The organism is Pseudomonas sp. PDM19 (assembly GCF_014852215.1).
GTDB lineage: Bacteria > Pseudomonadota > Gammaproteobacteria > Pseudomonadales > Pseudomonadaceae > Pseudomonas.
Genome location: NZ_JACVBG010000001.1, coordinates 1,787,094 through 1,810,166 on the forward strand (window position 1 = coordinate 1,787,094; position 23,073 = coordinate 1,810,166).

The window sequence follows — 23,073 nt, forward strand, 5'->3', positions numbered from 1 at the left end:
TTGTAGCATTCACTACAAATCACCGGCGCACTCTTCCGCTCCGCGACGCAGAGCCCTGGAGGCTGTTGCCCAGGGAGGGAACCGGCTTGCCCTGTGCGCGTCGAACACCTCTCAACGCAACAAGGACCCGCCTCGATGAACGAACTGGAAAAAGCTGCCGCCGGGCTGCTCTACGACGCCAACCACGACCCGCAGGTACTGCGCCAGCGCGCCGAGGCCAAGGCGAAGCTCTTCGAGTTCAACCACAGCCACCCGGATGACGGCGAGCGCCGCGAGGCAATTCTCCGCGAGCTGTTCGCGCGCATCGGCGAAGGCTTCGTGATCGAAGGCCCGCTGCATTGCGACTACGGCTTCAACATCGAGATCGGCGAGCGCTTCTACGCCAACGTCAACCTGGTGATCCTCGATGGCGCCAGGGTCACAATCGGCGACAACGTGTTCATCGCGCCCAACGTCGGCATCTACACGGCGGGCCACCCGCTGGACGCCGAGCGGCGCAACCAGGGGTTGGAGTACGCGCACCCGGTGAGCATCGGCGACAACGTATGGATCGGCGCCGGGGTGAACATCCTCCCCGGCGTGAGCATCGGCGCGAACAGCGTGATCGGCGCCGGCGCCGTGGTGGTGCGTGACATCCCCGAAGGCGTACTGGCGGCCGGGAACCCGGCGCGAGTCATCCGGCCGATCAGCGAGGCGGACCGCCAGCGCTACCGCTGACGGCCGTACCACGTTGACTCAGGCGTCGTCGAGGCGCTCGACCCAGCGCTCGGCGGCGTCATGGGACGCCTGGAAGGCTTCCTCGTGGGACTCCCACGGGCCGACCACCACATCCAGCGGCGACACGCCGGCCGGCATCTTGGCCAGCGACAGCAGCACCTCGCCGACCTTCCCCGGGGCGATGTAACGCGGCGACATCAACACGGCGACGCCCGTGGACGTCAGGTATTCACTGGGCGCCATGAATTCCGGCTCGACTGACTGCTGCATGCGCTTCTCCCCCTGGCCGCGGATGGCCCGTTCTGCTCTGGATGGCGGCGACGAGGCGCACAACGCGCACTCTTCCTGATTCCTGACCCGGCCGAACGAACCACAGTTCCGGCAACCACCGCCGTCCCGTCGGCTAACGGACAAACGGCCGTTTCAGGCCGGCACCGGCTCATGCGCCGGCATCGGCCGCTTGAGCAGCGTGCCCACCAGCACGGCGAACACCAGCGCCGCGACACCCGCCGCCAGCAATACACCCTCGAAACCGCCGATGAAGGCCTGGCGCACTGCGGGCGCCAGCGCATCACGCAGTGTCGGATCGACCAGCGACAGCGCCGCCGTGAAGTCACCCGCCGCCGCGCGGGTCGCCATCTCGGCAGCCTTGTCCAGTTGCGCAGGGGCAAGCTTTGCCAGTGCGTCGCGCAGCAACTGGGCGCTGCGTGCGGCCAGGACGCCGCCGAGAATGCCGATGGCCAGCACGATGGCGGCGAAGCGCGTGGTGGTGCTCAACCCCGAGGCCATGCCGGTGCGCTCGCGGGGCACGCAGGCCATGATGTTCTTCTGCGTGTCGCCGTTGAGCAGCCCGGCGCCGGCACCCAGCACCAGGCTGGCGAGGGCGAAGGCCAGGTAGCCGCGCTGCCCGGCCGCCAGCGCGCACAGCAGGTTGCCCGCGCCGACCAGCACCAGGCCGAAGGCAAAATTCTGCGCCGGGCTGAAGCGCCCACTCAGGCGCATGCCCACCCTTGGCGCCAGCAGCATCGCCACGGCGAACGGTAGCATCCCCGCGCCCGCCGCCACCGCCGACAGCTGCAGTCCGTTCTGCAGGTACAGCGGCAGCAGGGTCATCATCACCTGGGCACAGGCGGCGTAGGCGAACATGCCGAGCAAGGCGCCGATGAAGCGGCCGCTGCGCATCAGCCGCAGGTCGATCATCGGCCGCGCCTGGCTGCGCTCCACCAGCACGAACAGGCCCAGCAGGCCGGCGCTGACCAGCAACCGAGCGAGGGTCGGCGGGCTGTCCCAGCCGACGCGGTTGCCATCGATCAGCGCCCAGATCAGGTAGCCCAGGCCGCCAGCGAAGGTCAGGCTGCCCAGCGGGTCGAGGCGCGCGGCAGCGCTGTCGCGGGACTCCTCGATGCTGCGCAGCGCCATCGCCCCCAGCAGCACCACCAGCGGCAGATTGAGGTAGAAGATCCAGCGCCAGCCCAGGGTGGCGGATATCACCCCGCCCAGCAGCGGCGCGAAAGTGATGGTGGCGCCCATGCACGCGCCCCAGAAGGCCCAGGCGCGCAGGCGCTCCTCGGGTTCGTGGAAGCGATGGCCGATGGCGGCCAGCGCCGAGGTCAGCAACAGCGCGGCACCGACTCCCTTGGCGGCGCGGGCGATATCCAGGAACAGCAGGCTCGGCGCCGCACCGCAGGCCAGCGAGGCTGCGCCGAACAGCACCAGCCCGAGCAGCAGCATGCGCCGCCGGCCGAAACGGTCGGCCAGGCTGCCGGCGGGCAGCAGGCAGGCGGCGAAGGCCAGCAGGTAGGCGCTGACCACCCACTCGATATCGGCGAAGGAGCCGGACAGATCGCGGGCGATGCTCGGCAGCGAAACCGCGACGATGTTGGTGTCGAGGATGATCAGCGCGCACACCGCCGAAGCGGTCAGCAGGGTGAAACGGGCGGAGGGTCGTGGGCGAATCACAGGGTCGGACATGGCAAGGCTTCCCGCGCTGACCGACGCGCCGGGTTTTGCCCTCGTCGCGCCAGCCTTGTAGTGTTGCCTCCACGGTAACGCCCGCGTGCGCCGGGCTTGTTAGCCACGGCGGCCTTCGTCATTAGCCTGCGACTAACGAACATGGAAATCCGACATTTCCGCTACTTCCTCAGCGTCGCCCACCACGGCCACTTCACCCGCGCGGCCGAACAGCTGGGCATCGCCCCGCCGACCCTGAGCCGGCAGATCCAGGACATGGAAAAGGAGCTGGGCGTGCTGCTGTTCCAGCGCAGCCAGCGCGAGGTGCGCCTGACCGCCGCCGGCGAAGCCCTGCTGGCGGAAGCCGGACTCACGGTACGCCAGTTCGACGCCGCGCAACTGGGCGCGCAGCGCGCCGGCCGGGGCGAAACCGGGCATCTGCGCCTGGGCTATGTGGCCTCGGCGGCCTACTCCGGCGTGCTGCAGCAGCATGTCGAGGAATTCACCCGAGCCCTGCCGGCGGTGGACCTGGACATCAGCGAAGCGCCCATGGCGCAACTGCCGGCGCAGGTACGCGACGGTACGCTCGACCTCGCCTACGTGCGCTCGCCGATGAGCCTGCCGGAGGAGCTGGAAGCCATCGCCCTGCAGGAGGAAGGCTTCGTCCTCGCCCTGCCCGCTTCCTCGCGCCTCAACGAGCTGCCGGAGATTCGCGCCGCGCGCTTGAGTGGTGAAACCTTCATCCTTCCGGAGCAGATCTCCGGCACGCTGGAAGTGGCCAGAGCCGGCGGCTTTGCCCCGCGCCTGGGCCAGCAGCCGGGCAGCCTGGTCGCGGTGATCGCGCTGGTGTCCCTCGGCCGCGGCATCGCCATCGTCCCCGAGTCCGTGGTGCGCCGGGTGCAATTACCGCAGGTGAACTACCGTCCGCTCGCCGACTGCGCGCCGCGCTCGTGGCTGTCACTGCTGCACCGGCGCTTCGAGAAATCACCGCTGGTGCGGCGCTATATCGAACAGGTCCGGGCTCAGTCCGCCGACCACACCGCCAGCTCGTAGCCGTCCGGGTCGATGAAATGGAAGCGCCGGCCGCCGGGGAAGGCGAAGGTCGCGCGGCTGATGGTGGCGCCAGCCGCCTCCAGGCGGGCCTGGGTCTGTGCCAGGTCGTCGGCGTAGAGGATCACCAGCGGGCCGCCGGGGCGCACCGGTTCGCCGGTGGTGAAACCGCCGGTGAGGCGACCGTCGCTGAATTCGCTGTAGGTGGGACCGTAGTCGGTGAAGCTCCAGCCAAAGGCGCTACCGTAGAAGGCCTTACTGCGCGCGATGTCGCTGACGTTGAACTCGATGTTGTCGATCTGACGGTCGTTCCCGCGGATACCCATAGTCGCCTCCTGGCAAGTCATGTCGGCCTGATCCTACGGCAAATCCCCGCGAGCAAAGCGCACCGCGCCGGTCGGCCGCAGGCTGATTGGCCATTTTACGCTAATTGACGAATAATCATCGCGACTCAGCCAGATTCGCCGCCATGCTCAACATCCCCCTCGCCAGCGTCGACGACGTCGACCGCGCTGTGCTCGCCATCGGCACCGATTATCCGCTCGGCACGCTGCTCAAGCCCCACGCCCACCGCCGGGCGCAGTTCCTCTATGGCATGAGCGGGCTGATGGAGGTAGAGACCGAGGACGGCGCCTGGGTGATCCCGCCCTACAGCGGCGTGTGGATTCCCGCCGGCAAGCAGCACCGTGTGCTGATGCGCGGGGTCAGCACACGCAGCCTGTACATCGACCCGCAGGTGCCGGTGCGCGACACCCTGCTGTGCCAGGCGCTGACCGTCTCGCCGCTGCTGCATCACCTGCTGCTGGCCAGCGTCGAGGTGCCGGCGCTGCACGACGAGCGCGGCCGCGACGGCGACCTGATCCGCCTGCTGCTCCACGAGCTGCGCCAGGCGCCGAGCCTGCCGCTGTTTGCCCCGCTGCCGGCGCACCCGCGCCTGCTGGAGCTGTGCCGGGCGTTCCTGCGCGCACCGGCCATCGACGTCACCGCGGAGCGCTGGGCCGGCGAGCTGCATTGCAGTACGCGCACCTTCAGCCGGCTGTTCCGCCAGCAGACCGGCCTCTCCTTCGGCGCCTGGCGCCAGCAGGCCTGCCTGCTCGCCGCCGTCACCCGGCTGGCGGCGGGCAACCCGGTCACCCGCGTGGCGCTGGAGCTGGGCTACGACAGCCCGAGCGCTTTCTCCAGCATGTTCCGCCGCAGCCTGGGCGTGGCGCCCAGCAGCTACCAGGCCTCGGCGGACAGCACTGCGGTGACCGGCTAGCGCCGCTGGCGCAATCGGACTGAACCCTCGCCGGCCCTCTCCTTCGATATGCACATGTCGCATCCGTCGAACCACCGCTGTCGAAGGAGCCTCCATGCACAACCTGGAAACCCCGACCCTCAAGCTGGGACTGTTCAAACCTTCGGGCAGCTTCGGCCAGGCGCTGATAGCAGGCGCCCTGCAACGCCAGCACGAGGTGACCGTGCTGCTCGACGACCTCAACCGCCTGCGTGCGCGCCCCGGCCTGCGCTGCAAGCTGGGCAGCCTGGACTCGTCCATCGTGGTCAGCCAGGCCGTTTCGGGGTTGGATGTAGTCTTCGCCTTCCTCGCCGACCAGCCGGCGCAAGAGCTGCCGCCGCAGTGCGGCGCCCTGATCGACGGTGCGTTGCGCGCGGAAGTCCCGCGCCTGCTGCTGGTGGGCCATTGGGGCTGGCTGGTGGAGCCTGCCGATGCCGAACAGGAACAACTCGGCGCCGGCCTCGCCCGCAGCCTCGAAGTGAGCGGCCTGGACTGGACACTGGTGGAAGCACCGCCAATGCCCGAGGGCCTGCGCATCGACGACTTCAGCCGTGCCGGTAGCGCCTCCGCCGAGGACTCCGCCCTGGCGCTGTCTTACGCCGAGGCGTTGCTGGACGAGATGCAGCTGAGCCTGCACAGCGGCCAGTGCCTGCGTCTGCGCAGCGGTGAGGAGTAGCCGCCATGTCCGGCCCCGATGCACTCAGCCAGTTTCTCGGCACCCTGCTACTGGCGCTGGCCTTCAGCGCCTTCATCCTCTTCGTGCGCGGCTATCGCCCGGCCGGCGTCAGCGGTATCTGGTACGACCTGGTGCTGGTGTTCGTCGGCCTCTGGCTCGGGTTGTGGCCGGAGCTGGGCAATTACCTGCGGAGCATGAGCATCGACAGCGCCATCGGCCTGCTGGCGGAGCTGCTTGCCACACTGCTGGGCGCAATGCTGGGGGCGGGAGTGGCGTATGGATTGCGCCGGGTCATGCGCGAAAGCCGCAGCGACAGCCGGCCGGGGAGATAAGTGAAAGCGGTGCGACGGCGGACGATGGCCTGGACCACCGTCCGCCGCGCCCTCGAGCCTCAGGGGTGATCCACGATCTGAGTGACTGCATGGGGGTAATAGGCCACCTTCAGCGTATGCGGCTGGCCCATCAGCTGGCCATCGCCGTACCAGGTGATGTTGTCCTGGCGCAGGGTCATGCCGTCGCTGGTGTATTCGTATTCACCGCCGTTGGAGGTGCTGAAGGCGAAGCGCTCGCTGTCCATCTGCTTCAGGTCGAAGCGGGTGCCAGCCGGCGGCATCTGCTCCTTCACACGCTTGAGGTAGGCCGGCGCCAGTTCGGAGAACAGCTCGCGGGTGCGTGACTGGTACTGGGCATCGGTGAGACCGGGAGTCTGCTGCAGCTTCTCGGCGATCAGGGTGAAGTACTCGGCGTCGGTGCGGGCCAGGGCCATGCGCACGGCCATGACTTCGCCCAGGCGGGCCTGGTCGACCTGCAGCTTGCCGTCGGTGCCTTTGCGCGGAGCAATGAACTCGTTGCCGTCCACCTGGATCATCGGCGCGGTCGCCAGGTAGGCGGCACAGGCGATCTGCTGGCCGGCATGATTGCCGTTCACCAGCAGCGCTGTGACGCCGCCCTTCTCTTTCAGGTGCTGCGCGCTTTCGCCACTGGCCGCAACGAAGCGGTCCACATCCGCCTGGGTGGATTCACCTCGGGCCAGGCCGCAGATCTGCTGCATCACGGCGGGGTTGCGCTTGCCGTCCACCAGCGGGCTCATGCTGAACACCGCGTTGCGGATGATCGGCAGCGCCGGGTAGTCCAGCGTGCCCAGGTGTTGCTGGGCGGTGGCTTTGGCATCGCTGGCGGGAGTCTGGTCGGAGCCTTTGCAGCCGGCCAGCAGGCAGACGGGGATCAGCATCGCGGTCAGCCATTTGCTCTGGATGTTCATGGCGTGTTCCTCACTCTTGGGCTTGCGCCGCAACGGCGCTGGATTCGATGACGACCCGGCGGTCGGCCGCCAGGCAGTTGATCAGTTGGGCGCGCGGCAGGTCCGGGCAATCGGCTACCGGCTCAGCGGCCCCGGCACCGCGTACGTGCATCGAGGCGAACGGCACGCCAGCGGCGGCCAGGTAGTCGCGCACCGCTTCGGCACGGCGCCGCGACAGCTCGAGGTTGTAGGCCGGCGAGCCAAGACGGTCGGTGTGCCCGGTGATGCTGATCTGCGATGGCTGCTGCGCCTTCAGTTGTTCGGCCAGGGGCGCCAGGCTGGCGCGGCCGGCCGGGCTGAGTTCAGCGCTGTTGAAGGCGAAGGTGGCGTCACCGCCGAGGGTGACGCGCTGCGAAGCAGCCGATGCCGTCACGGGTGATTGAGCCGGGGCCGGTCGGGCCTGCTCCAGGCAGTCGGCCGGCGAGAACAGGAAGGTCTGCGCGTGCATGTCCTTGTCGAACAGCACCTTGTACTGGCAGAGCAGGTCCTGCTGGCCCGGACGGCGGAAGCGCAGGACGTAGTCCCATTCATGCACGCCGAACAGGCCTTCCTGGAAGTGCGGGGTGCCGAGCAGTTCGTAGAGCTGGGCCTTGCCCATGCCCGGCTGTACCTTGCCGAGGTTTTCCAGGTTCACGTAGCTGCCCTGCGGGCGGTAGGAGTCGCTGATCGCGGGGAATTGCGGATCGGCACTGTGCCCCTGGGCATCGACCACGCTGTGGCTGCCGCAGGCCGCCAGCAGCAGTCCGCTGCAGGCCAGGGCCAGGGTGCACAGGTTGCGGATGGTGAAAGTGTTCATCTTGACCTCCTTCGCGCAGCCCGGCCGGAGCCGGGCCGCGACGCAATGACTTACCACTGGTAACCGAGACCGACAGCGACGCCGGCTTCACCCTGACTGCTGGTACTGCCCTGCAGCTTGGTGACCCACTTGCCGTTGTCGGAGATACGCGAGACGCCAATTGCCAGCGCACCCTGGCCGCGGTAGTTGCCCAGCCCGACGGTGGCCATGCTGGCTCCGGCCGAGTGCGGCTGCGGCAGGGTCGCCATGGCCATGGCCCCGGCGATACCGGCGCTGAGGATGTCGTCCTGTTTCTTCAGGTCGTGGCGCAGCGCGTTGTAGCGGGAGTCGGTGTAGTCGTAGAACTGGTTGGAGATGTCACCCATGCTCTGCTGCAGCTGGCTGACGTTCACCGCATCGGTCGGCGCGGTGCCGGCGGCAAGGTTGGTGATCTGCCGCTCGTTGCCGGCGCTGCCCACCGAGACGCTGTTGGCGCGGTCGGCCACCGAGTTGGCGCCCAGCGCCACCGAGTTCTGCGCCTGGGCGCTGGAGCCGTTGCCCAGCGCTGTGGCATTGATGCCGCTGGCCCGCGCACGGGTGCCGATGGCCGCGCTGTTGTTGCCGGAGGCCTCCGCTCCCGCGCCGCCGGCCACCGCATCGGTGCCGGTGGGGCGCGGCTTGGGCAGGCTGCTGCTGTTGTTCACCTGGAACATGCCATCGGTGCCACTCTGCAGCTGGGTGATGTCGGTCTTCGCCTGGGTGACGCGGTTGTCGACGTTGTTGATGGTGCTGTTGACCGTGTCACCGTGGTCGCGCAACTGCGAGACGTTGACCGCATCGGTGTCGGCCTCGCCGGCCTTGACGTTGGTGATCTGCCGTTCGTTGCCGGCGCTGCCCACCGAGACGCTGTTATCGCGATCGGCCACCGAGTCGGCGCCCAGGGCCACGCTGTTGGTGGCTTCGGCACTGGCTCCGGCGCCGATGGCCGAGCTGCGCTCACCGGTGGCGGCAGCACCCTCGCCCATGGCCACCGAGGAACTGCCAGTGGCGCTGGAGCCGGTCCCGACCGCCGTGGCGCCTTCGCCGCTGGCAACGGCGTTGCTGCCGATGGCGCTGGCGTTGCTGGCGCTGGCATTGGCGCCATCCCCCATGGCCAGGGAGGAAGTCCCGGAAGCCTGGGCGGCCGGGCCGACGGCGATGGAATCGGCGCCGCTGGCGATGGAGTCGGGTTTCTGCGAATTGGCGTGGAAGTACCTGATGCCGCCCAGGGTGATGTTGCTGATCTGGGTGGTCACTTCGTACAGCTGCGAGCCGTTCACCGCGTCGGTGGAAGTGGAGTTGATATCGCCGGCCGCGACGTTGGTGATCTTGTTCGGCCCGCGCCCGCCGTGGTTGGCGCTGAAGGCCCCGTTGCCACCATTGGCGGTCGGGTCCCAGAGCAGCGCATCCTGGCTCAGTTGGTCGGTGCGGTCGGAGACACCCTTGAGTTGCGAGACATTCACCGCGTCGGTCTCATCCGCGCCTGCCGCGACACCCGTGACACGGCGGTTGCCGACATTGACTTCACCTGTCGCACTGCCGCCCACCAGATACGCCTGATGCCCCAGGGTGCTGCCATCGGCGACTGAGCCGGCGCCCAGCGCCACGCTGCCGTCATGGCTGGACACCGCGCCCATGCCAATGGCGACGGAGTCCTGGCCGAGCGCCGCCGAATCAGTGCCGGTGGAGTTGGCGTGGAAGTACTTGGTGCCCGTGTTGTAGATATTCTCGACGTGGTCGCCCAGGTTGGAGACATCTCCTTCCACGTTGGTGACGCGGCCACCCAGGTTCGTCACCTGAGTGTTGGTCGCGGACAACTGCGAACCGTTCACTGCATCGGTGGAGTTGTCGTTGATATCGCCGGCTGCGACGTTGGTGATCTTGTTCGGCCCATTGCCGTGGTGGGTGGCGCTGAAGCTGTTGCTGCTCCAATCCCAGAGCAGCGCATCCTGGCTCAGTTGCTCGGCGCGCTCGGCTCGTTCGGAAACACCCCGCAGTTGCGAGACGTTCACCGCATCGGTGTCGTCGGCGCCGCCGGCGAGGTTGGTGATACGGCGCTCGGCGTTAGGAGAGCCCACCGAGACCTCGCCGCTTGCCCGGCCCCTGGCCGGTTGGCCGCCACCCATGAAGGCCTCCAGGCCCAGATTGGCGCCGGTGCTGCTGCCCGCCCCCAGCGCCACACTGTTGGCGGTGCTGGCGGTGGCATTTTGTCCCAGAGCCAGGGAGCCTTCAGCGGTGGCCCGTGCCTGGTAGCCCACCGCCGTGGAACCCGGGTGGGTGGCATAGGCGTCGTCCACCGGCAGGCCATTGTCATTGGTGCGAACATAGCGGATGCCGCGTCCGTTATCGGCAACGTTGGCGTCGCTGTCGTTGCCGAAGACATTGTTCACCCGGTTGTCGACATGGGTGACTCGGTTGTCGACCTGAGTGACGCGGTTATCGACGTTGGTGACACTCTCGTTGGTCTCGTTGAGCTGCGACATGTTCACCGCGTCGCTGTCATCCGCACCACGGGCGACGTTGGTGATCTTCGTGCCACCGGTCCTGGTCACCGAGTTGTAGGTATCGCCCTGCATCACCACCTTGTTGTAGTTGATGGTGCCGGTGACCGGGTTGCGCTCGTACTTGACCGCGCCGGCGTCGCCGTCGGCCACCTGGTCGCCCAGGGCTTTCAGCTGGCTGACGTTGACGCCGTCGGTATCCTGCGCGCCAGCGGCAAGATTGGTCAGGCGCCGGACGATGGGAGTGTTGGTGGTGTCGCCAGCACGACCGATGGAGAACTCGCTATCGGCAACACTGCCGGCAACGCTGGTGGCGCCAGCCGGAACGTAGGCAGTTTCCGTGCGTATGCTTCTGCCGGCAGTGCTGGTGCTGTTGGCGCCCAGCACGATGCTGTTCAGCCCTTTGGCTTGCGCACCATTGCCGATGGCCACCGAGTTGGAGCGACTGGCTGAGCTCGCGTTGCCCAGGGCAATTGCGTTACTGGCATCCACCGCAACACTGCTGCCGTTGCCCAGCGCCATGCCGTTGCTGGCACGGTCACCGACCATTGCCTTTGTACCCAAAGCCACCGTGTTGCTCGCGCCGACTCCGATCTGACTGCTACTCCCCAGGGCCAGGCCATTGCTGGAGTTGGTCCCGACCACGGCAGAGCTGCCCAGCGCTACGGAATTGGTCGCGCCGGTCACGGCGGATGTGCCCAGAGCCAGCGAGTTGTTGGCATTGGCAGTCGCGCCCTTGCCAAGGGCTGCAGCGTTCTGGGCACCGTCGACGATCAGGCTGCCGCTGCCCAGCGCGAGGCTGTCGGTGGCGCTCTGGCCGACCTTCGCAGCGCTGCCCATCGCAACGGAGCCCGCTGCGCCCGCCATCGAACTTTCGCCCAGCGCCGTGGACCGGGAAGCTTGAGCATTGGCTCCGAAGCCCAGCGCTGTCGCTTTGTTGGCGTCCGCGGCAACCTGGCTGTTGTTGCCCAGCGCCATGCTGTCGGTGGCGCCGCGATTGACGGTCGCGCCATTGCCCAGCGTGAGCGCGTCGTTGGAAAGGGTCTGCGCGCCGTTGCCGATGGCGATGCCCTTGCTGCCCTGCACCAGGGCGTTGTTGCCCACGGCCAGGCCCTGGCTCGACTCGCTGCCGACCTTCGCCCCTGTCCCGAAGGCGCTGGCATACTGGCTCAGGCTCTGGGCGTTGTTGCCGATGGCGATGGCATCGGCGCCAGTGGCGCTGGTGCCATTGGCATCGTTGACGTTGCCGATGGCCATGGAGTTGCTTCCATCGATCTTTTTGTTCAGACCGATTCGGCCGCCGTTGACGAAGAGTTCGTTGCCCAGGGTCAGCGAATTGGTGCCGTCTTTCTGCACTCCGGTGCCGTAGAAAAGCACCCGCCCAGTCTGGGTCGACTTGTCATCTGACTGGCACTTGGCGTTGTTGCCGTCATATTTCCAGCCCATTTCTCCGGTCATGCCGGTGTCATGCATGAAGTTGCAGCCAATGTCGGTGCTGTCGTTGACGTACAGACCGGGGTTACCTGCCACCGCACCGGCCATCCCGCTGACGGCAAGGCCGACGCTCAACGCCAGCAGAGACAGGGCCTGCTTTAACGGACGGCCCGCGCCGGCGCCGCGATGACCACTCTGGCCGACGCGACTGGTCAGCTCCGAGGCAACACACCAGGCAGCGCGACTGCGCGACCACACCAGACGATAAATCCTGTTCATGAGAAGCTCCTTCCAGGGGCGCTGCCCCCGGATTTCTGCGAAGGGAAATCAGCGGGAGGACAGCTGCAGGGCGCGGCTGGACTGGATCAGTTGCGGGCGTTCCATGGCCGTCGGGCGCGACTGCTGCAGCGCGCGCTCGTAAAGGCGCAGTGCGCCGGCGTGGTCCTGGCGGACGTAGTCGAGGTAGCCACCGGCGAACAATCCGGCCTCGGTGCGCAGGTCACGCTTGACCGCGTCGGGGGCCTGCAGGCCATCGATCTGGGCGAACACCGCGGAGCTGTCGGACTTGCCCTGGAACAGCGCGAGCATGGCGCGCTGGTGCTCGTCGACCGGTTTGATGGCACGGGCGAGTTTCTCAACACGCGCCTTGGTGACGGCCGGCTTGACTCCGGCATCGCTGGCCTGGCGGGCGGTTACCCAGAGGTTCCAGAGGCCGGCGTAGGCCTGGACCTGCGGATTGGGGGAGGTCTTCTGCAGCTCTGCGAAGGCTTTGCCGGCCTGATCGAAGCGGCCCAGCGCGGCCAGGTTCACTGCCGACGGCAAGGCGATCACCGCCGCCTGGTCGCTGCCCTTGAGGGCGTCGTAGAACTGCCGGGCGCGCATGTGGCGGCCGCCGGCATCCTCGATGAAGGCCTGCTCGGCCAGGGCGCGGCTGCCGCCCTGCCCTTGCGCGCCGGCTTCACGCAGCAGCGCCTGGGCCGAAGCGAGGTCACCTTCGAGCAGTTGCTGGTGGGCCAGCAGCACCAGGGGTTGTGCGACGGTTTGCGCGGGCGCCTGCGGCACCGGTTGCGCCGGGCCGGCCAGGGCCGACCCCGTGGCGACCAGCAATGCCAGGGCGATGGTGGAAAGCTTGCCGGAGCGACTGCGATCGGCGGTTTTCGAGAGAGGGTTCATGGCGGCAACTCCTGTAAATGTTCGAGTTGCCGTCATGCTAGGAATGGCGCGTGCGGAGCGAACTAGGAGTCCTCCCCGCCCCGGCATCAGAGTTGTTCCGCAATCAGTTGGCCGCCAGGCGCAGCTCCAGTTCCAGATCGATGGCCAGGTGCTCCGCGCTGCGCTGGATGCCCATGCGCGCATTCAGCCGCTGCGCCAGGCGCAGGACATACTGCTGGAGGATGATGCTGTTGCCTCCGCCCACACCACTCAGCTCCAGGCGCACCAGCAGTTGCCCCTGCTGCACCGCCCGGGCCGCAAGCATCACACCCCGTGGCGCGACAAGCAGCTCCAGCGCGCCGTTCAGCCAATGGGAAAACAGCTCCGCATCCAGCCAGCTGCGCAGCCGCTCGCTGCACTGGTTGTCGAAACGGCAGGTCGGGTACTGAGCCAGGCCGCGCTCGATGAGGTCCTCCAGGTCACAAGGCGTCAGCGACGGCGCGGGGTGATCCTCTTTCGGGTTACTGGTGCTCTTGAGCCGACGCAGCGCTTCGACGACTCCGTCCAGGCCCGGTGTTGCCGGGTGCAGTTCGAGCCCGTCCAGGCGGGAGTGCAGCTCGTCCAGCGCTGCCGTGCTGATCTCGCGGAGCCGGTGCAGCCCGGCTTCGGCGGCCAGGGCGCGGTCGCGCCATTCGAGCAGCTCGTCCTCGCTGTCGGTAATGTCCTGCAAGCCACCCAGCACGCCGCTCGGCTGGCCGCTGGAGTCGCGGCAGGGCACCATCCAGTTGTGCAGCACGCGATGCCTGCCATGCAGCTCGGCGCGCAGGGTGAAGGTCACCGGAACACCCTTCTCTATCACGGTCTGGAAGCGGCCCGGCAGCGACTCGCGATGCTGTGCCGGCAGCCAGGTGCTGCCGGCCAGCGTGGCGCCCAGCGCTTCGTCCGCGCTGACCTGGTGAAAGTCGAGGAAGCGCTGGTTGCAGAACAGCAGGCGGCTGTCGACACCCCGCACGAACATCGGGTTGGGCGCGGCATCGACCAGTTCGCGCAAAAGGCCGATCTCGGCGGGCAGCGCTTCGGCCACCGCCGCACCCGACGGATAATCCGCTACCAGGCCTGCACGACGGGCGATTTCGGCCAGCTCGACGTTGGAGCCAACGCGCAGCTTCTCCAGCAGGTGCGCCTTGTAGGTGCTGACCGTCTTGAAGCTGATGCGCAGCTGCTCGGCGATGCGCACGTTCGACTGCCCCTCGGCGATCAGTTGCAGTACCGACAATTCGCGCGGTGTCAGGCTGCCCAGCACATCTTCGGGGCCCGACTGCATGTGCTCGCGGGCGAAGTGGCCGCGCCCGGCGAGCACATCGACGATGGCCTTGCGCAGCAGGGCGGTGTCTTCATGCTTGCTGACGAAGCCACTGGCGCCGGCCTGGAAGCACAGCGGGGCGAAATGCGCCGGGTTCTGCCGGCTGTAGACCAGCACCTTCTGCCGGGCATCGCGAGCGCGCAGGCGCCGCAGCAGGTCGAGCCCGCCTGCCCCCGGCAGGTTCAGTTCGAGGATCACCAGGTCCGGGCGAGCTTCACGCGCCAGGCTCAGGGCACTGGGCACATCGATCGCCTCCGCCGCCACCTCGTGGCCCATTTCTTCCAGCAACGTGCGCAAGGCATCGCGCACTATCGGTGTCGCATCCGCGAGCAAAACCCTGGCCATAGCTACCCTGCCCCGAGCCGGTTTCCGTCCGCAACAGCATAGGCACCGCCGACCATCCACGCAGCGCCTTTATCGAGAAGATCAGCCCCCCGCCATGTCCAGCGCCGTCGCCTGCTCGTCGACCAGTTGGCGGAACAGCTCCAGCGAGCGAGAGCGCGAATCGCTGCGCCAGATCAGCCAGGTGTTCAGCCGGGCGAAGTCGCCGCTCATGGGCCAGGCGCTGACCGAGGCGCTGCCGGGCATGTTGCTCAGCATGCTGCGCGGCATCACCGCCAGGCCGCCGCCGGCGCTCACGCAGGCGAGCATGCTGTGGTAGGACTCCAGCTCGCGGATGGCGCCGGGGGCCGCGCCGTCAGCGGCGAACCAGCGTTCGAAGTGATGACGGTAGGAGCAGTTGTCGCGGAACACGTAGATCATCTCGCCGTCGGCATCCTGGCCGCGCTGGATCGGCGTGTGGTGTGACGGCGCGACCACCAGCATGTCCTCGTCGAACACCGGCACGCCCTCCAGTGCCGGGTGCTTGATCGGCCCGTCGACGAAGGCGGCGATCAGCTCGCCGGCGATCACCCCGTCGATCATGTCGCCCGACGGGCCGGTGGAGAGGTCCAGCTCCACCTTCGGGTACTGCTGGTGGTAGCGCGCCAGCAGGCGCGGGATGCGCACCGCCGCCGTGCTCTCCAGCGAGCCGATGGGGAAGCGCCCCGTGGGCTCCTTGCCCGACACCACCACCCGCGCCTCTTCCACCAGGCCGAGGATGCGCGTGGCGTAGACGAGGAAGTCGTGCCCGGCCAGGGACAGGCGCAGGCGATTGTTCTCGCGGATGAACAGGTCGGCGCCCAGGTCCGCTTCCAGCTGCTTGATCCGCGTGGTCAGGTTGGACGGCACGCGGTGCATGGCCTGGGCGGCGGCGGCGATGCTCTTGTGGGCCGCCACGGCACAGAAGATTTCCAGCTGGACGAGGTCCATTTCATTCTCCAAACGAGAGCGTAGTCGTCATTATTATTCAGTTTTCATAAGCATGATTCAACGCGACACTGGCTCCACTTCCTGCAACCCACCCTCCAGGAGCGAGCCATGAGCATCTCCCCGCAGACCCACGCGATCTCCCGCAATCCCGCCACCGGCGAGGTGATCGACAGCTACGCCTTCGAATCCGCGCAGGCGCTGGAGCAGTCCCTGGCCCGCGCGGCCCAGGGCTACGCGACCTGGAAGCGCACCCCGCTGGAGCAGCGCGCCGCCGCCCTGGTACGCCTCGGCCAGGCGCTGCGCGCCAACGCCGATGCCCTTGCCGCCACTATCACCGCCGAGATGGGCAAGCCCATCACCCAGGCCCGTGGCGAAGTGGAAAAGTGCGCCGGCCTGTGCGACTGGTACGCCGCCAACGGCCCGCAGATGCTCGCCCCGGAGCCCACCAGCGTGGAGCACGAGCGCGCCTGGATCGAGTACCGCCCGCTGGGCCCGATCCTCGCGGTGATGCCGTGGAACTTCCCGATCTGGCAGGTGCTGCGCGGCGCAGTGCCGGCGCTGCTGGCAGGCAACACCTATGTGCTCAAGCACGCACCGAACGTCATGGGCAGCGCCTACGGAATGCTGCAGGCGTTCCAGCAGGCGGACTTCCCGGCCGGCGTGTTCGAGGTGATCAACGTCGGTAACGACCTGGTATCCCAGGCCATCCGCGACGACCGCATCGCCGCCGTCACCGTGACCGGCAGCGTGCGCGCCGGCTCCGCCATCGGCTCCCAGGCCGGCGCCGCGCTGAAGAAGTGCGTGCTCGAACTGGGCGGCTCGGACGCCTTCATCGTGCTCGCCGATGCCGACCTCGACGTGGCCGTGAAGGCCGCCGTCGCCGGACGCTTCCAGAACTCCGGGCAGGTCTGCGCCGCCGCCAAGCGCTTCATCATCGAGGACAGCATCGCCGACGCCTTCACCGAGCGTTTCCTTGCCGCGACCCGCGAACTGCTGATGGGCGACCCGACCCAGGCGCAGACCTACGTCGGCCCCATGGCCCGCTACGACCTGCGCGACGAGCTGGACGACCAGGTGCAACGCACCCTGGCCGAAGGCGCCACCCTGCTGCTGGGCGGCGGCAAGGCCGAAGGCGCGGGCAACTTCTACCAGCCCACCGTGCTGGCGGACGTGACACCGGACATGACCTCGTTCCGCGAGGAGCTGTTCGGCCCGGTGGCCTCGATCATCCGCGCCAGGGACGCCCGCCACGCGCTGGAACTGGCCAACGACAGCGACTTCGGCCTGACCGCCACGGTATTCACCGCCGACCTCGCCCGCGCCCGGCAGATGACCGCCGAGCTGGACGTCGGTGGCGTATTCATCAACGGCTACAGCGCCAGCGATGCCCGCGTCGGTTTCGGCGGCGTGAAGAAGAGCGGCTTCGGTCGCGAGCTGTCGCACTTCGGCGTGCGCGAGTTCTGCAACGCACAGACCGTGTGGGTCGATCGCCGCTAAGCGCTGAGAACGCAACGGCCCGCCATGGAGGCGGGCCGTTCACGTCGCTTGGCCTTAAGGCAAGCTAAACGGTTGTCGGGTCATCGCACGAACCAGGAGCCAGCTTTCCTGCTCGATATCCCGTTCGTGCTGCCAGTCCTGGGCCACGGAATGGAACGTAAGCCGGTTCCAGGACTCCGCAACAGCACCCGCCATAGGGACTACCTGCCCCTTGCGCGTCACCCACAACATTCCCCACCGTGGTGGCAACTGGTAGGGCTGAATGGCCCCCTCGGGGCAGAGATAATAGCGGTACAGCCCCATCCCCAGCGTCTTCGCGGGTGGCTGCTTGCGCGCCGCTTCATCGGCATCGGACCAGGCCAGCCGAACCTGAATCGCCACGGATTCGACCCGCTTCCCGACCGCCTTGAACCCCAATACATCGGGCACATGCGCCCCCTTCATCCACTCCCGTCCCAGCAAGCCCAAGTGGCAACCGTGGTTGCACAGCGCATTTCGCCGGGTAAGCCACATTCGGGCAATCTCGCAAAGCTCTGCGTGCGTCATGTCCATTTCTCAGCCAAAACCTCCGCCGCGGATGTCGATTGCCTGCACGTTGCCGAGCGGGCAAGCGACTCGCGACCGTTTCAATAGCCCATCACCACCATGGGCCTCGCGGATTTCAGGTAGCCAATGCTCCCTGTCGAGCGGTCAACGGTGCCACCGTGGCCGAAGGTACCTAGGAAACACGTCAGCCTTTTCCCAAGCCCCGACCAGATAGGGAGGAATCCATTCCAACGCCTGGAGCCCTCGCATCGGGAGCAGATAAAATAGCGACACATTTCCGGCAGTACGCCGCTCATTGCAGGCACGTTCCTGAGCGTTCGTCTTGGGCAAAGGAGCGGCGCACCGACACAGACATGATCCAGAGGTGCCGAACGGCGCGGATCAGGTAAAGGAGTTTGCGATAACGCAAAAGACGCGGGCCGAAGGTGCTGTAACACCGCCGGCCCGCTGACCACAACCAGCTCTTAAGGAGCTGACCATTAAGGAGCTGACCATGGCTAACGCCGATGATACGACACCCCCAACCCCGCGTCCCGCCGGCCCCCGCTTCATCCCCCTGGCGACGACGTCACAACACAGCTACTTCGCCCCGGACGCTGCGCTGTTCCTGCGCGCAGACGCCCCCGACGAGGCCTTGTACGATGCCGCGGAAGATCGAATGAGCGCCACCCTCGACATGCTGGCGGTCCTCGAGAGGGTCGACCAGGACGACGCTGCGATACCCAACGTCTTCCTGATCTGCCGCGCGCTGCTCTTGCTGATCTCCGATGCACAGTCGTTGTACCAGGCGGAACATGACCGCCGGCGGCGGCGCGCGTAGAAGCCTTGAAAGAAAAATCCCCGGTCCAGGCCGGGGATTTTTATCTCGGGGGCTGCGAAAAATACAACGTCCCGCCAGGAAGGCGGGCCGTTCTGTATCGGGCAGCAGCGTCAGATGGTGCGCGAGAAGCGCTCCGCCTGCTCGCCACCGAGGTAGGCGTCGAAGGCCATGGCCACGCTGCGCATCATCAGCTGCCCCTGGGGCAGCAGCACCAGCGCGTCGTCATGCAGTTCGATCAGGCCGTCGCCGACCTGCTCGCGCAACTGCCGCAGCGAACCCTCGAAGTACTCGCCGAAACGAATGCCGTGGCGCTCTTCCAGCGGGGCATAGTCGACGCGGCCATGGCACATCAGCGCGCTGATCACTTCGCGGCGCAGGCAGTCGTCGTCGGTCAGGCGGTAGCCCTTGTGCACCGGCAGCAGGCCTTCGTCGAGCCGCGCGTAATACTGCGACAGCTCCTTCACGTTCTGCCCGTAGGTGTCGCCGACCTTGCTGATGGACGACACGCCCAGGGCGATCAGGTCGCAGTCGGCGTGGGTCGAGTAGCCCTGGAAGTTGCGCTGCAGGGTGCCGTTGCTGCGGGCCACGGTGAGTTCGTCGTCGGGCAGGGCGAAGTGGTCCATGCCGATGTAGACGTAGCCCGCTTCGGTCAGCCGCTGGATGGTCAGTTCCAGCAGTTCCAGCTTGCGCTCCGGTGGCGGCATGTCCTCGCGGCGGATCAGCCGCTGCGCGCGTACCCGCTCGGGCAGGTGGGCGTAGCTGTATGCGGCGATGCGGTCGGGACGCAGGGCGATGATCTTGCTGAGGGTAGTGTCGAAGCTCGCCACGGTCTGCAGCGGCAGGCCGTAGATCAGGTCCACGGAGACCGACTTGAATCTCGCCTCGCGCGCCGCCGCGACCAGGTCGAAGACCTGCTGCTCGCTCTGCACGCGGTTGACCGCTTCCTGCACCTTCGCGTCGAAATCCTGCACGCCGAAGCTCAGGCGGTTGAAGCCCTGGGCGCGCAGCTCGGCGATGCGCTCACGGCTGATGGTGCGCGGGTCGACTTCAATGGAGAACTCGTGGGCGTCGCTTTCGTCGAGGTTGAAATGCTCGCGCAGGCTGTCCATCACCTCGCCCAGTTGCTCGCTGGTCAGGTAGGTCGGCGTGCCGCCGCCCAGGTGCAGCTGGGTGAGCTTGCGGGCGCCGTCGAACAGCTCGGCCTGCATGGCGATTTCGCGCTTGAGGTAGTCCAGGTATTCCACGGCGCGGTGGGTCTTCTGGGTGATGATCTTGTTGCAGGCGCAGTAGTAGCAGAGGCTCTTGCAGAACGGGATATGGATGTACACCGAGAGCGGCTTGGCTGCGCTCCCGTCGGCGGGATGGTTGCTACGCCGGGCGGCCGCGCGGTAGTCGTCGGCGGCGAACGCGCCATGGAACTGCGGCGCGGTGGGATAGGAGGTGTAGCGCGGGCCGGGACGGTCGTACTTCTCCACCAGCGCGCGGTTGAAACTCATCGATTCGGGCATGACACGGGCTCCTGAGGCGCTGGCAGTCTGTCGCTGCGAGTCGCCGCCGCACGATACTCCGCTCAAGCTACGCGCCTCCTGCGCAGGATCAAGAAGTTCTGTCGTGCAGGACGAATCTCCACGTTCCTACAGTAGTTGCTGATCGATGGCAGCACGCCTGTTCACGCAATGGCAATCCAATGGCCATCGCTATTTATATTTCTATACAGCGAAACACCAAGTTGCGCACGTTCGCAGCAATATCCCGCCTCGTTTTGGAATTCCCGGTGATCTGCGTCTAGGCTGGACCTCTGCAGCACCTGAGCGGTGCCAAGATAACCAGAGATTCCACAAGACACCGTGATTCGGCTAATGGCAATGCCCGCGAGCGCAGGTACCCACTGACCTGCCCCGGCATCGTTACGGCTGGATGGAACGAACCGTTGCTGACGGTACCTTCAAGGGACTGCGTGCAGAATGGCTACTTCAATTCCAGCCGGCGACCGCTATCGCGCTCTCGGCTTGTCGACCCTGGCCTTTACCCTGTGCTTCGCCGTATGGACGCTGTTCTCCATCCTCGGCCTGCAGATCAAGAACGAGTTCGGCCTGAGCGATACCCAGCTCGGCCTGCTGATGGCGACGCCGGTGCTGACCGGCTCGATCTCGCGCATCTTCCTCGGCCTGTGGACCGACCGCTACGGCGGCCGCTGGGTGTTCGGCCTGCTGATGCTGGTGTCGGCCGTCTGCGTCTACCTGCTGACCTTCGCCAACAGTTTCCCGATGTTGCTGGTGGCCGCCCTTGGCGTGGGCCTCGCCGGCGGCGGCTTCATCGTCGGCACTGCCTACACCGCCACCTGGTTCGAAGCCGGGCAACAGGGCACCGCGCTGGGGATCTTCGGCGCCGGTAACGTCGGCGCCGGCCTGACCAACCTCGCCGCCCCGCTGCTGATGCTCGCCCTCGGCTGGCGCGGCGCCGCGCTAGTGTATGCGATCGTGCTCGGCGTCATGGGCATCCTGTTCATCCTGCTGGCCAAGACCGACCCGCAGGCTGCCACCCGCCAGGCCAAGGCCATCCCGCTGTCCGAGCAATTGGCGCCGCTGGCCGAGCTGCGCGTGTGGCGCTTCTCGCTCTATTACTTCTTTGTCTTCGGCGCCTTCGTCGCGCTGGCCCTGTGGCTGCCGCACTACCTGATGGAGGTGTACGGCCTGGGGCTGGCCGCCGCCGGTTTCGTCGCCGCGCTGTACACGGTGCCGGCCTCGCTGTTCCGCATCCTCGGCGGCTGGCTGTCGGACCGCTACGGCGCGCGCCGGGTGATGTACTGGACCCTGAGCCTGTCGGTGATCTGCACCTTCCTGCTCAGCTATCCACCGACCCGCTATGTCGTCACCGGTGTGCGCGGCGAGGTCGAATTCGCCATGCACCTGGGGCTGATCGGCTTCGCCGCGATCATCATCGTGCTGGGCTTCTTCATGTCCCTGGGCAAGGCGGCGGTGTTCAAGCACATCCCCACCTACTACCCGCAACACGTCGGCGTGGTCGGCGGCCTGGTCGGGATGATGGGCGGACTGGGCGGTTTCCTGCTGCCGCTGACCTTCGGCATGCTCAACGACGTGGTCGGCATCTGGCAGAGCTGCTTCATGCTGCTGTTCCTCATCGCCGCCGGCGCCCTGGCCTGGATGCACTACGCGATCCGCATGGCCGAGCGGGTGGAATGGGCCGAGCGCAGTTCCTCGCGCGACCTGCCGGAGCTGTCCACCCCCAGCAGCTTCGTCCTGCGCGAATGGCACCCCGAGGACCCGGCATTCTGGGAGCAGACCGGCAAGCGCATCGCCACGCGCAACCTGTGGATCTCCATCCCCAACCTGCTGCTGGCCTTCGCCATCTGGATGGTCTGGTCGGTGGTGGTAGCCAAGCTGCCGCTGGCGGGCTTCGAGTACAGTGCCAACCAGCTGTTCTGGCTGGCCGCCCTGCCCGGCCTGTCCGGCGCCACCCTGCGCATCTTCTACAGCTTCATGGTGCCGATCTTCGGCGGCCGGCGCTGGACGGCGCTGTCCACCGCGTCGCTGCTGCTGCCGGCGCTGTGGATCGGCTTTGCCGTGCAGAACCCGAACACGCCGTACCTCGTGATGCTGATCCTCGCCCTGCTCTGCGGCCTGGGCGGCGGCAACTTCTCCTCGAGCATGGCGAACATCTCGTTCTTCTTCCCCAAACAGGCCAAGGGCGCGGCCATGGGCCTGAACGCCGGACTGGGCAACCTGGGCGTGAGCGTCATGCAGTTCGCCGTGCCGCTGTGCATCACCATGGCGGTGTTCGGCAGCCTGGGCGGCGAGCCGCAGATGACCGCCGCCGGCACGCCGCTGTGGCTGCAGAACGCCGGCTTCATCTGGGTGCCGTTCATCATCCTGGCAACCATCGCCGCCTGGTTCGGCATGAACGACATCGCCAGCGCCAAGTCGTCCTTCGCCGACCAGATGGCGATCTTCAAGCGCAAGCACACCTGGCTGATGAGCGTGCTCTACACCGGCACCTTCGGCAGCTTCATCGGCTTCTCCGCCGGCTTCCCGCTGCTGGCCGGGCACCTGTTCCCCGGCGTCGACGTGCTCAAGTTCGCCTTCCTCGGCCCGCTGATCGGTGCCCTCGCCCGCGCCTTCACCGGCGGCCTGGCCGATCGCTTCGGCGGCGGGCGGATCAGCCTCTGGGTGTTCGTCGCCATGGCCGTGTGCGTCGGCGGCGTGCTGTTCTTCATCGAAGGCAAGGACCAGCCGGGCGCCTTCTGGGGCTTCCTGACGATGTTCCTGCTGCTGTTCTTCTTCTCCGGGGTGGGCAATGCCAGCACCACGCAGATGATCCCGGCGATCTTCCGGATCATGACACCCCGCCTGTTCCCCAGCCTGCCCGCCGAGCAACAGGGCCTGCAGAGCGAGAAGGAGTCTGCCGCAGCGGTAGGCTTCATCTCGGCGGTAGCGGCCTACGGCGGCTTCTTCATCCCGAAATCGTTCGGCAGTTCGTTCGACCTCACCGGAGGCCCGGAATGGGCGCTCTACGGGTTCATCGTGTTCTACGTGCTGTGTATCGCGCTGACCTGGTTCTACTACACCCGTGGCAATGCCGAAGTTCGTTGCTGACGAGCTGCGTTGCTGAAGAGTCGCGTTGCTAGAGAGGCGCGTTGCTAACCGCG

19 protein-coding genes are annotated in these 23,073 nt (G+C 67.1%); 8 read left to right on the forward strand and 11 right to left on the reverse strand.

The genetic code is table 11. The features are described from left to right. The first annotated feature begins 135 nt into the window (after window positions 1–135). On the forward strand, window positions 136–717 hold the full coding sequence (locus tag IB273_RS07910) for a sugar O-acetyltransferase (RefSeq protein WP_081518302.1): 582 nt from the start codon (window positions 136–138) through the stop codon (window positions 715–717). Window positions 718–735: 18 nt separating this feature from the next. Here the strand turns inward: IB273_RS07910 and IB273_RS07915 are convergent, their stop codons facing one another. Both IB273_RS07915 and IB273_RS07920 read right to left on the reverse strand, forming a co-directional pair. Beyond that, window positions 736–987, reverse strand: coding sequence for a hypothetical protein (locus IB273_RS07915; protein ID WP_192210771.1), 252 nt, complete (start codon window positions 985–987; stop codon window positions 736–738). A 153-nt stretch (window positions 988–1,140) separates the two neighbouring features. Continuing rightward, window positions 1,141–2,688, reverse strand: a complete 1,548-nt coding sequence (locus IB273_RS07920) for an MFS transporter (protein ID WP_192223737.1) — start codon at window positions 2,686–2,688, stop codon at window positions 1,141–1,143. A gap of 141 nt (window positions 2,689–2,829) precedes the next feature. Here IB273_RS07920 and IB273_RS07925 point away from each other — a divergent pair, with 141 nt between their 5' ends. Beyond that, the gene (locus IB273_RS07925; protein ID WP_192223738.1) at window positions 2,830–3,720 is read left to right on the forward strand and encodes a LysR family transcriptional regulator; all 891 of its coding nucleotides are present in this window, start codon (window positions 2,830–2,832) and stop codon (window positions 3,718–3,720) included. On the opposite strand, the gene IB273_RS07930 is transcribed toward IB273_RS07925, so the two are convergent. Then, window positions 3,690–4,043, reverse strand: coding sequence for a VOC family protein (locus IB273_RS07930; RefSeq protein WP_081518306.1), 354 nt, complete (start codon window positions 4,041–4,043; stop codon window positions 3,690–3,692). The genes IB273_RS07925 and IB273_RS07930 overlap by 31 nt on opposite strands. A 143-nt stretch (window positions 4,044–4,186) precedes the next feature. On the opposite strand from IB273_RS07930, the gene IB273_RS07935 reads away from it, so the two are divergent. The 3 genes from IB273_RS07935 (at window position 4,187) to IB273_RS07945 (ending at window position 6,001) form a co-directional block, all read left to right on the forward strand. Beyond that, window positions 4,187–4,975: an AraC family transcriptional regulator gene (locus tag IB273_RS07935; RefSeq protein WP_192223739.1), complete on the forward strand. Its 789-nt coding sequence runs from the start codon at window positions 4,187–4,189 to the stop codon at window positions 4,973–4,975. Window positions 4,976–5,069: 94 nt separating this feature from the next. Then, window positions 5,070–5,669 carry an NAD(P)H-binding protein gene (locus tag IB273_RS07940; RefSeq protein WP_151187448.1) on the forward strand — a complete coding sequence of 200 codons (600 nt, stop codon included), beginning with the start codon at window positions 5,070–5,072 and terminating at the stop codon, window positions 5,667–5,669. Window positions 5,670–5,674: 5 nt separating this feature from the next. Beyond that, window positions 5,675–6,001, forward strand: a complete 327-nt coding sequence (locus IB273_RS07945; RefSeq protein ID WP_192223740.1) for a hypothetical protein — start codon at window positions 5,675–5,677, stop codon at window positions 5,999–6,001. A 59-nt stretch (window positions 6,002–6,060) separates the two neighbouring features. Here the strand turns inward: IB273_RS07945 and IB273_RS07950 are convergent, their stop codons facing one another. The 6 genes from IB273_RS07950 to ptrR all read right to left on the reverse strand — a co-directional run bounded on the left by IB273_RS07950 (window position 6,061) and on the right by ptrR (window position 15,544). After that, entirely contained in the window at window positions 6,061–6,930 is an 870-nt protein-coding gene (locus IB273_RS07950; protein WP_192223741.1) for a hypothetical protein, read from the reverse strand. Window positions 6,931–6,940: 10 nt separating this feature from the next. After that, entirely contained in the window at window positions 6,941–7,765 is an 825-nt protein-coding gene (locus IB273_RS07955) for an OmpA family protein (protein ID WP_192223742.1), read from the reverse strand. A gap of 50 nt (window positions 7,766–7,815) precedes the next feature. Further along, window positions 7,816–11,997, reverse strand: a complete 4,182-nt coding sequence (locus IB273_RS07960; protein WP_192223743.1) for a YadA-like family protein — start codon at window positions 11,995–11,997, stop codon at window positions 7,816–7,818. Between the two features lie 48 nt (window positions 11,998–12,045). Continuing rightward, on the reverse strand, window positions 12,046–12,891 hold the full coding sequence (locus IB273_RS07965) for a hypothetical protein (RefSeq protein ID WP_151187452.1): 846 nt from the start codon (window positions 12,889–12,891) through the stop codon (window positions 12,046–12,048). Window positions 12,892–12,994: 103 nt separating this feature from the next. Then, a complete protein-coding gene (locus IB273_RS07970) occupies window positions 12,995–14,578 on the reverse strand; it encodes a response regulator (protein ID WP_225610099.1) in 1,584 nt (527 codons plus the stop codon). 81 nt (window positions 14,579–14,659) lie between these two features. Next, a complete protein-coding gene (ptrR, locus tag IB273_RS07975; RefSeq protein ID WP_192223745.1) occupies window positions 14,660–15,544 on the reverse strand; it encodes a putrescine utilization regulator PtrR in 885 nt (294 codons plus the stop codon). A gap of 108 nt (window positions 15,545–15,652) precedes the next feature. Between ptrR and IB273_RS07980 the strand changes: the two genes are divergently transcribed. Beyond that, the gene (locus tag IB273_RS07980) at window positions 15,653–17,041 is read left to right on the forward strand and encodes an aldehyde dehydrogenase family protein (RefSeq protein WP_192223746.1); all 1,389 of its coding nucleotides are present in this window, start codon (window positions 15,653–15,655) and stop codon (window positions 17,039–17,041) included. Window positions 17,042–17,095: 54 nt separating this feature from the next. Here IB273_RS07980 and IB273_RS07985 read toward each other — a convergent pair whose 3' ends face one another. Continuing rightward, the gene (locus tag IB273_RS07985) at window positions 17,096–17,593 is read right to left on the reverse strand and encodes an adenylosuccinate synthase (RefSeq protein WP_192223747.1); all 498 of its coding nucleotides are present in this window, start codon (window positions 17,591–17,593) and stop codon (window positions 17,096–17,098) included. A 487-nt stretch (window positions 17,594–18,080) separates the two neighbouring features. Here IB273_RS07985 and IB273_RS07990 point away from each other — a divergent pair, with 487 nt between their 5' ends. Beyond that, a complete protein-coding gene (locus tag IB273_RS07990) occupies window positions 18,081–18,407 on the forward strand; it encodes a hypothetical protein (protein WP_192223748.1) in 327 nt (108 codons plus the stop codon). A gap of 110 nt (window positions 18,408–18,517) precedes the next feature. Here IB273_RS07990 and hemN read toward each other — a convergent pair whose 3' ends face one another. After that, window positions 18,518–19,915: an oxygen-independent coproporphyrinogen III oxidase gene (gene hemN, locus IB273_RS07995; RefSeq protein ID WP_192223749.1), complete on the reverse strand. Its 1,398-nt coding sequence runs from the start codon at window positions 19,913–19,915 to the stop codon at window positions 18,518–18,520. Window positions 19,916–20,371: 456 nt separating this feature from the next. On the opposite strand from hemN, the gene IB273_RS08000 reads away from it, so the two are divergent. Beyond that, window positions 20,372–23,020 (forward strand): nitrate/nitrite transporter, encoded by a 2,649-nt coding sequence (locus IB273_RS08000; RefSeq protein WP_081518322.1) that lies wholly within the window; start codon window positions 20,372–20,374, stop codon window positions 23,018–23,020. The last annotated feature ends 53 nt before the right edge of the window (window positions 23,021–23,073 follow it).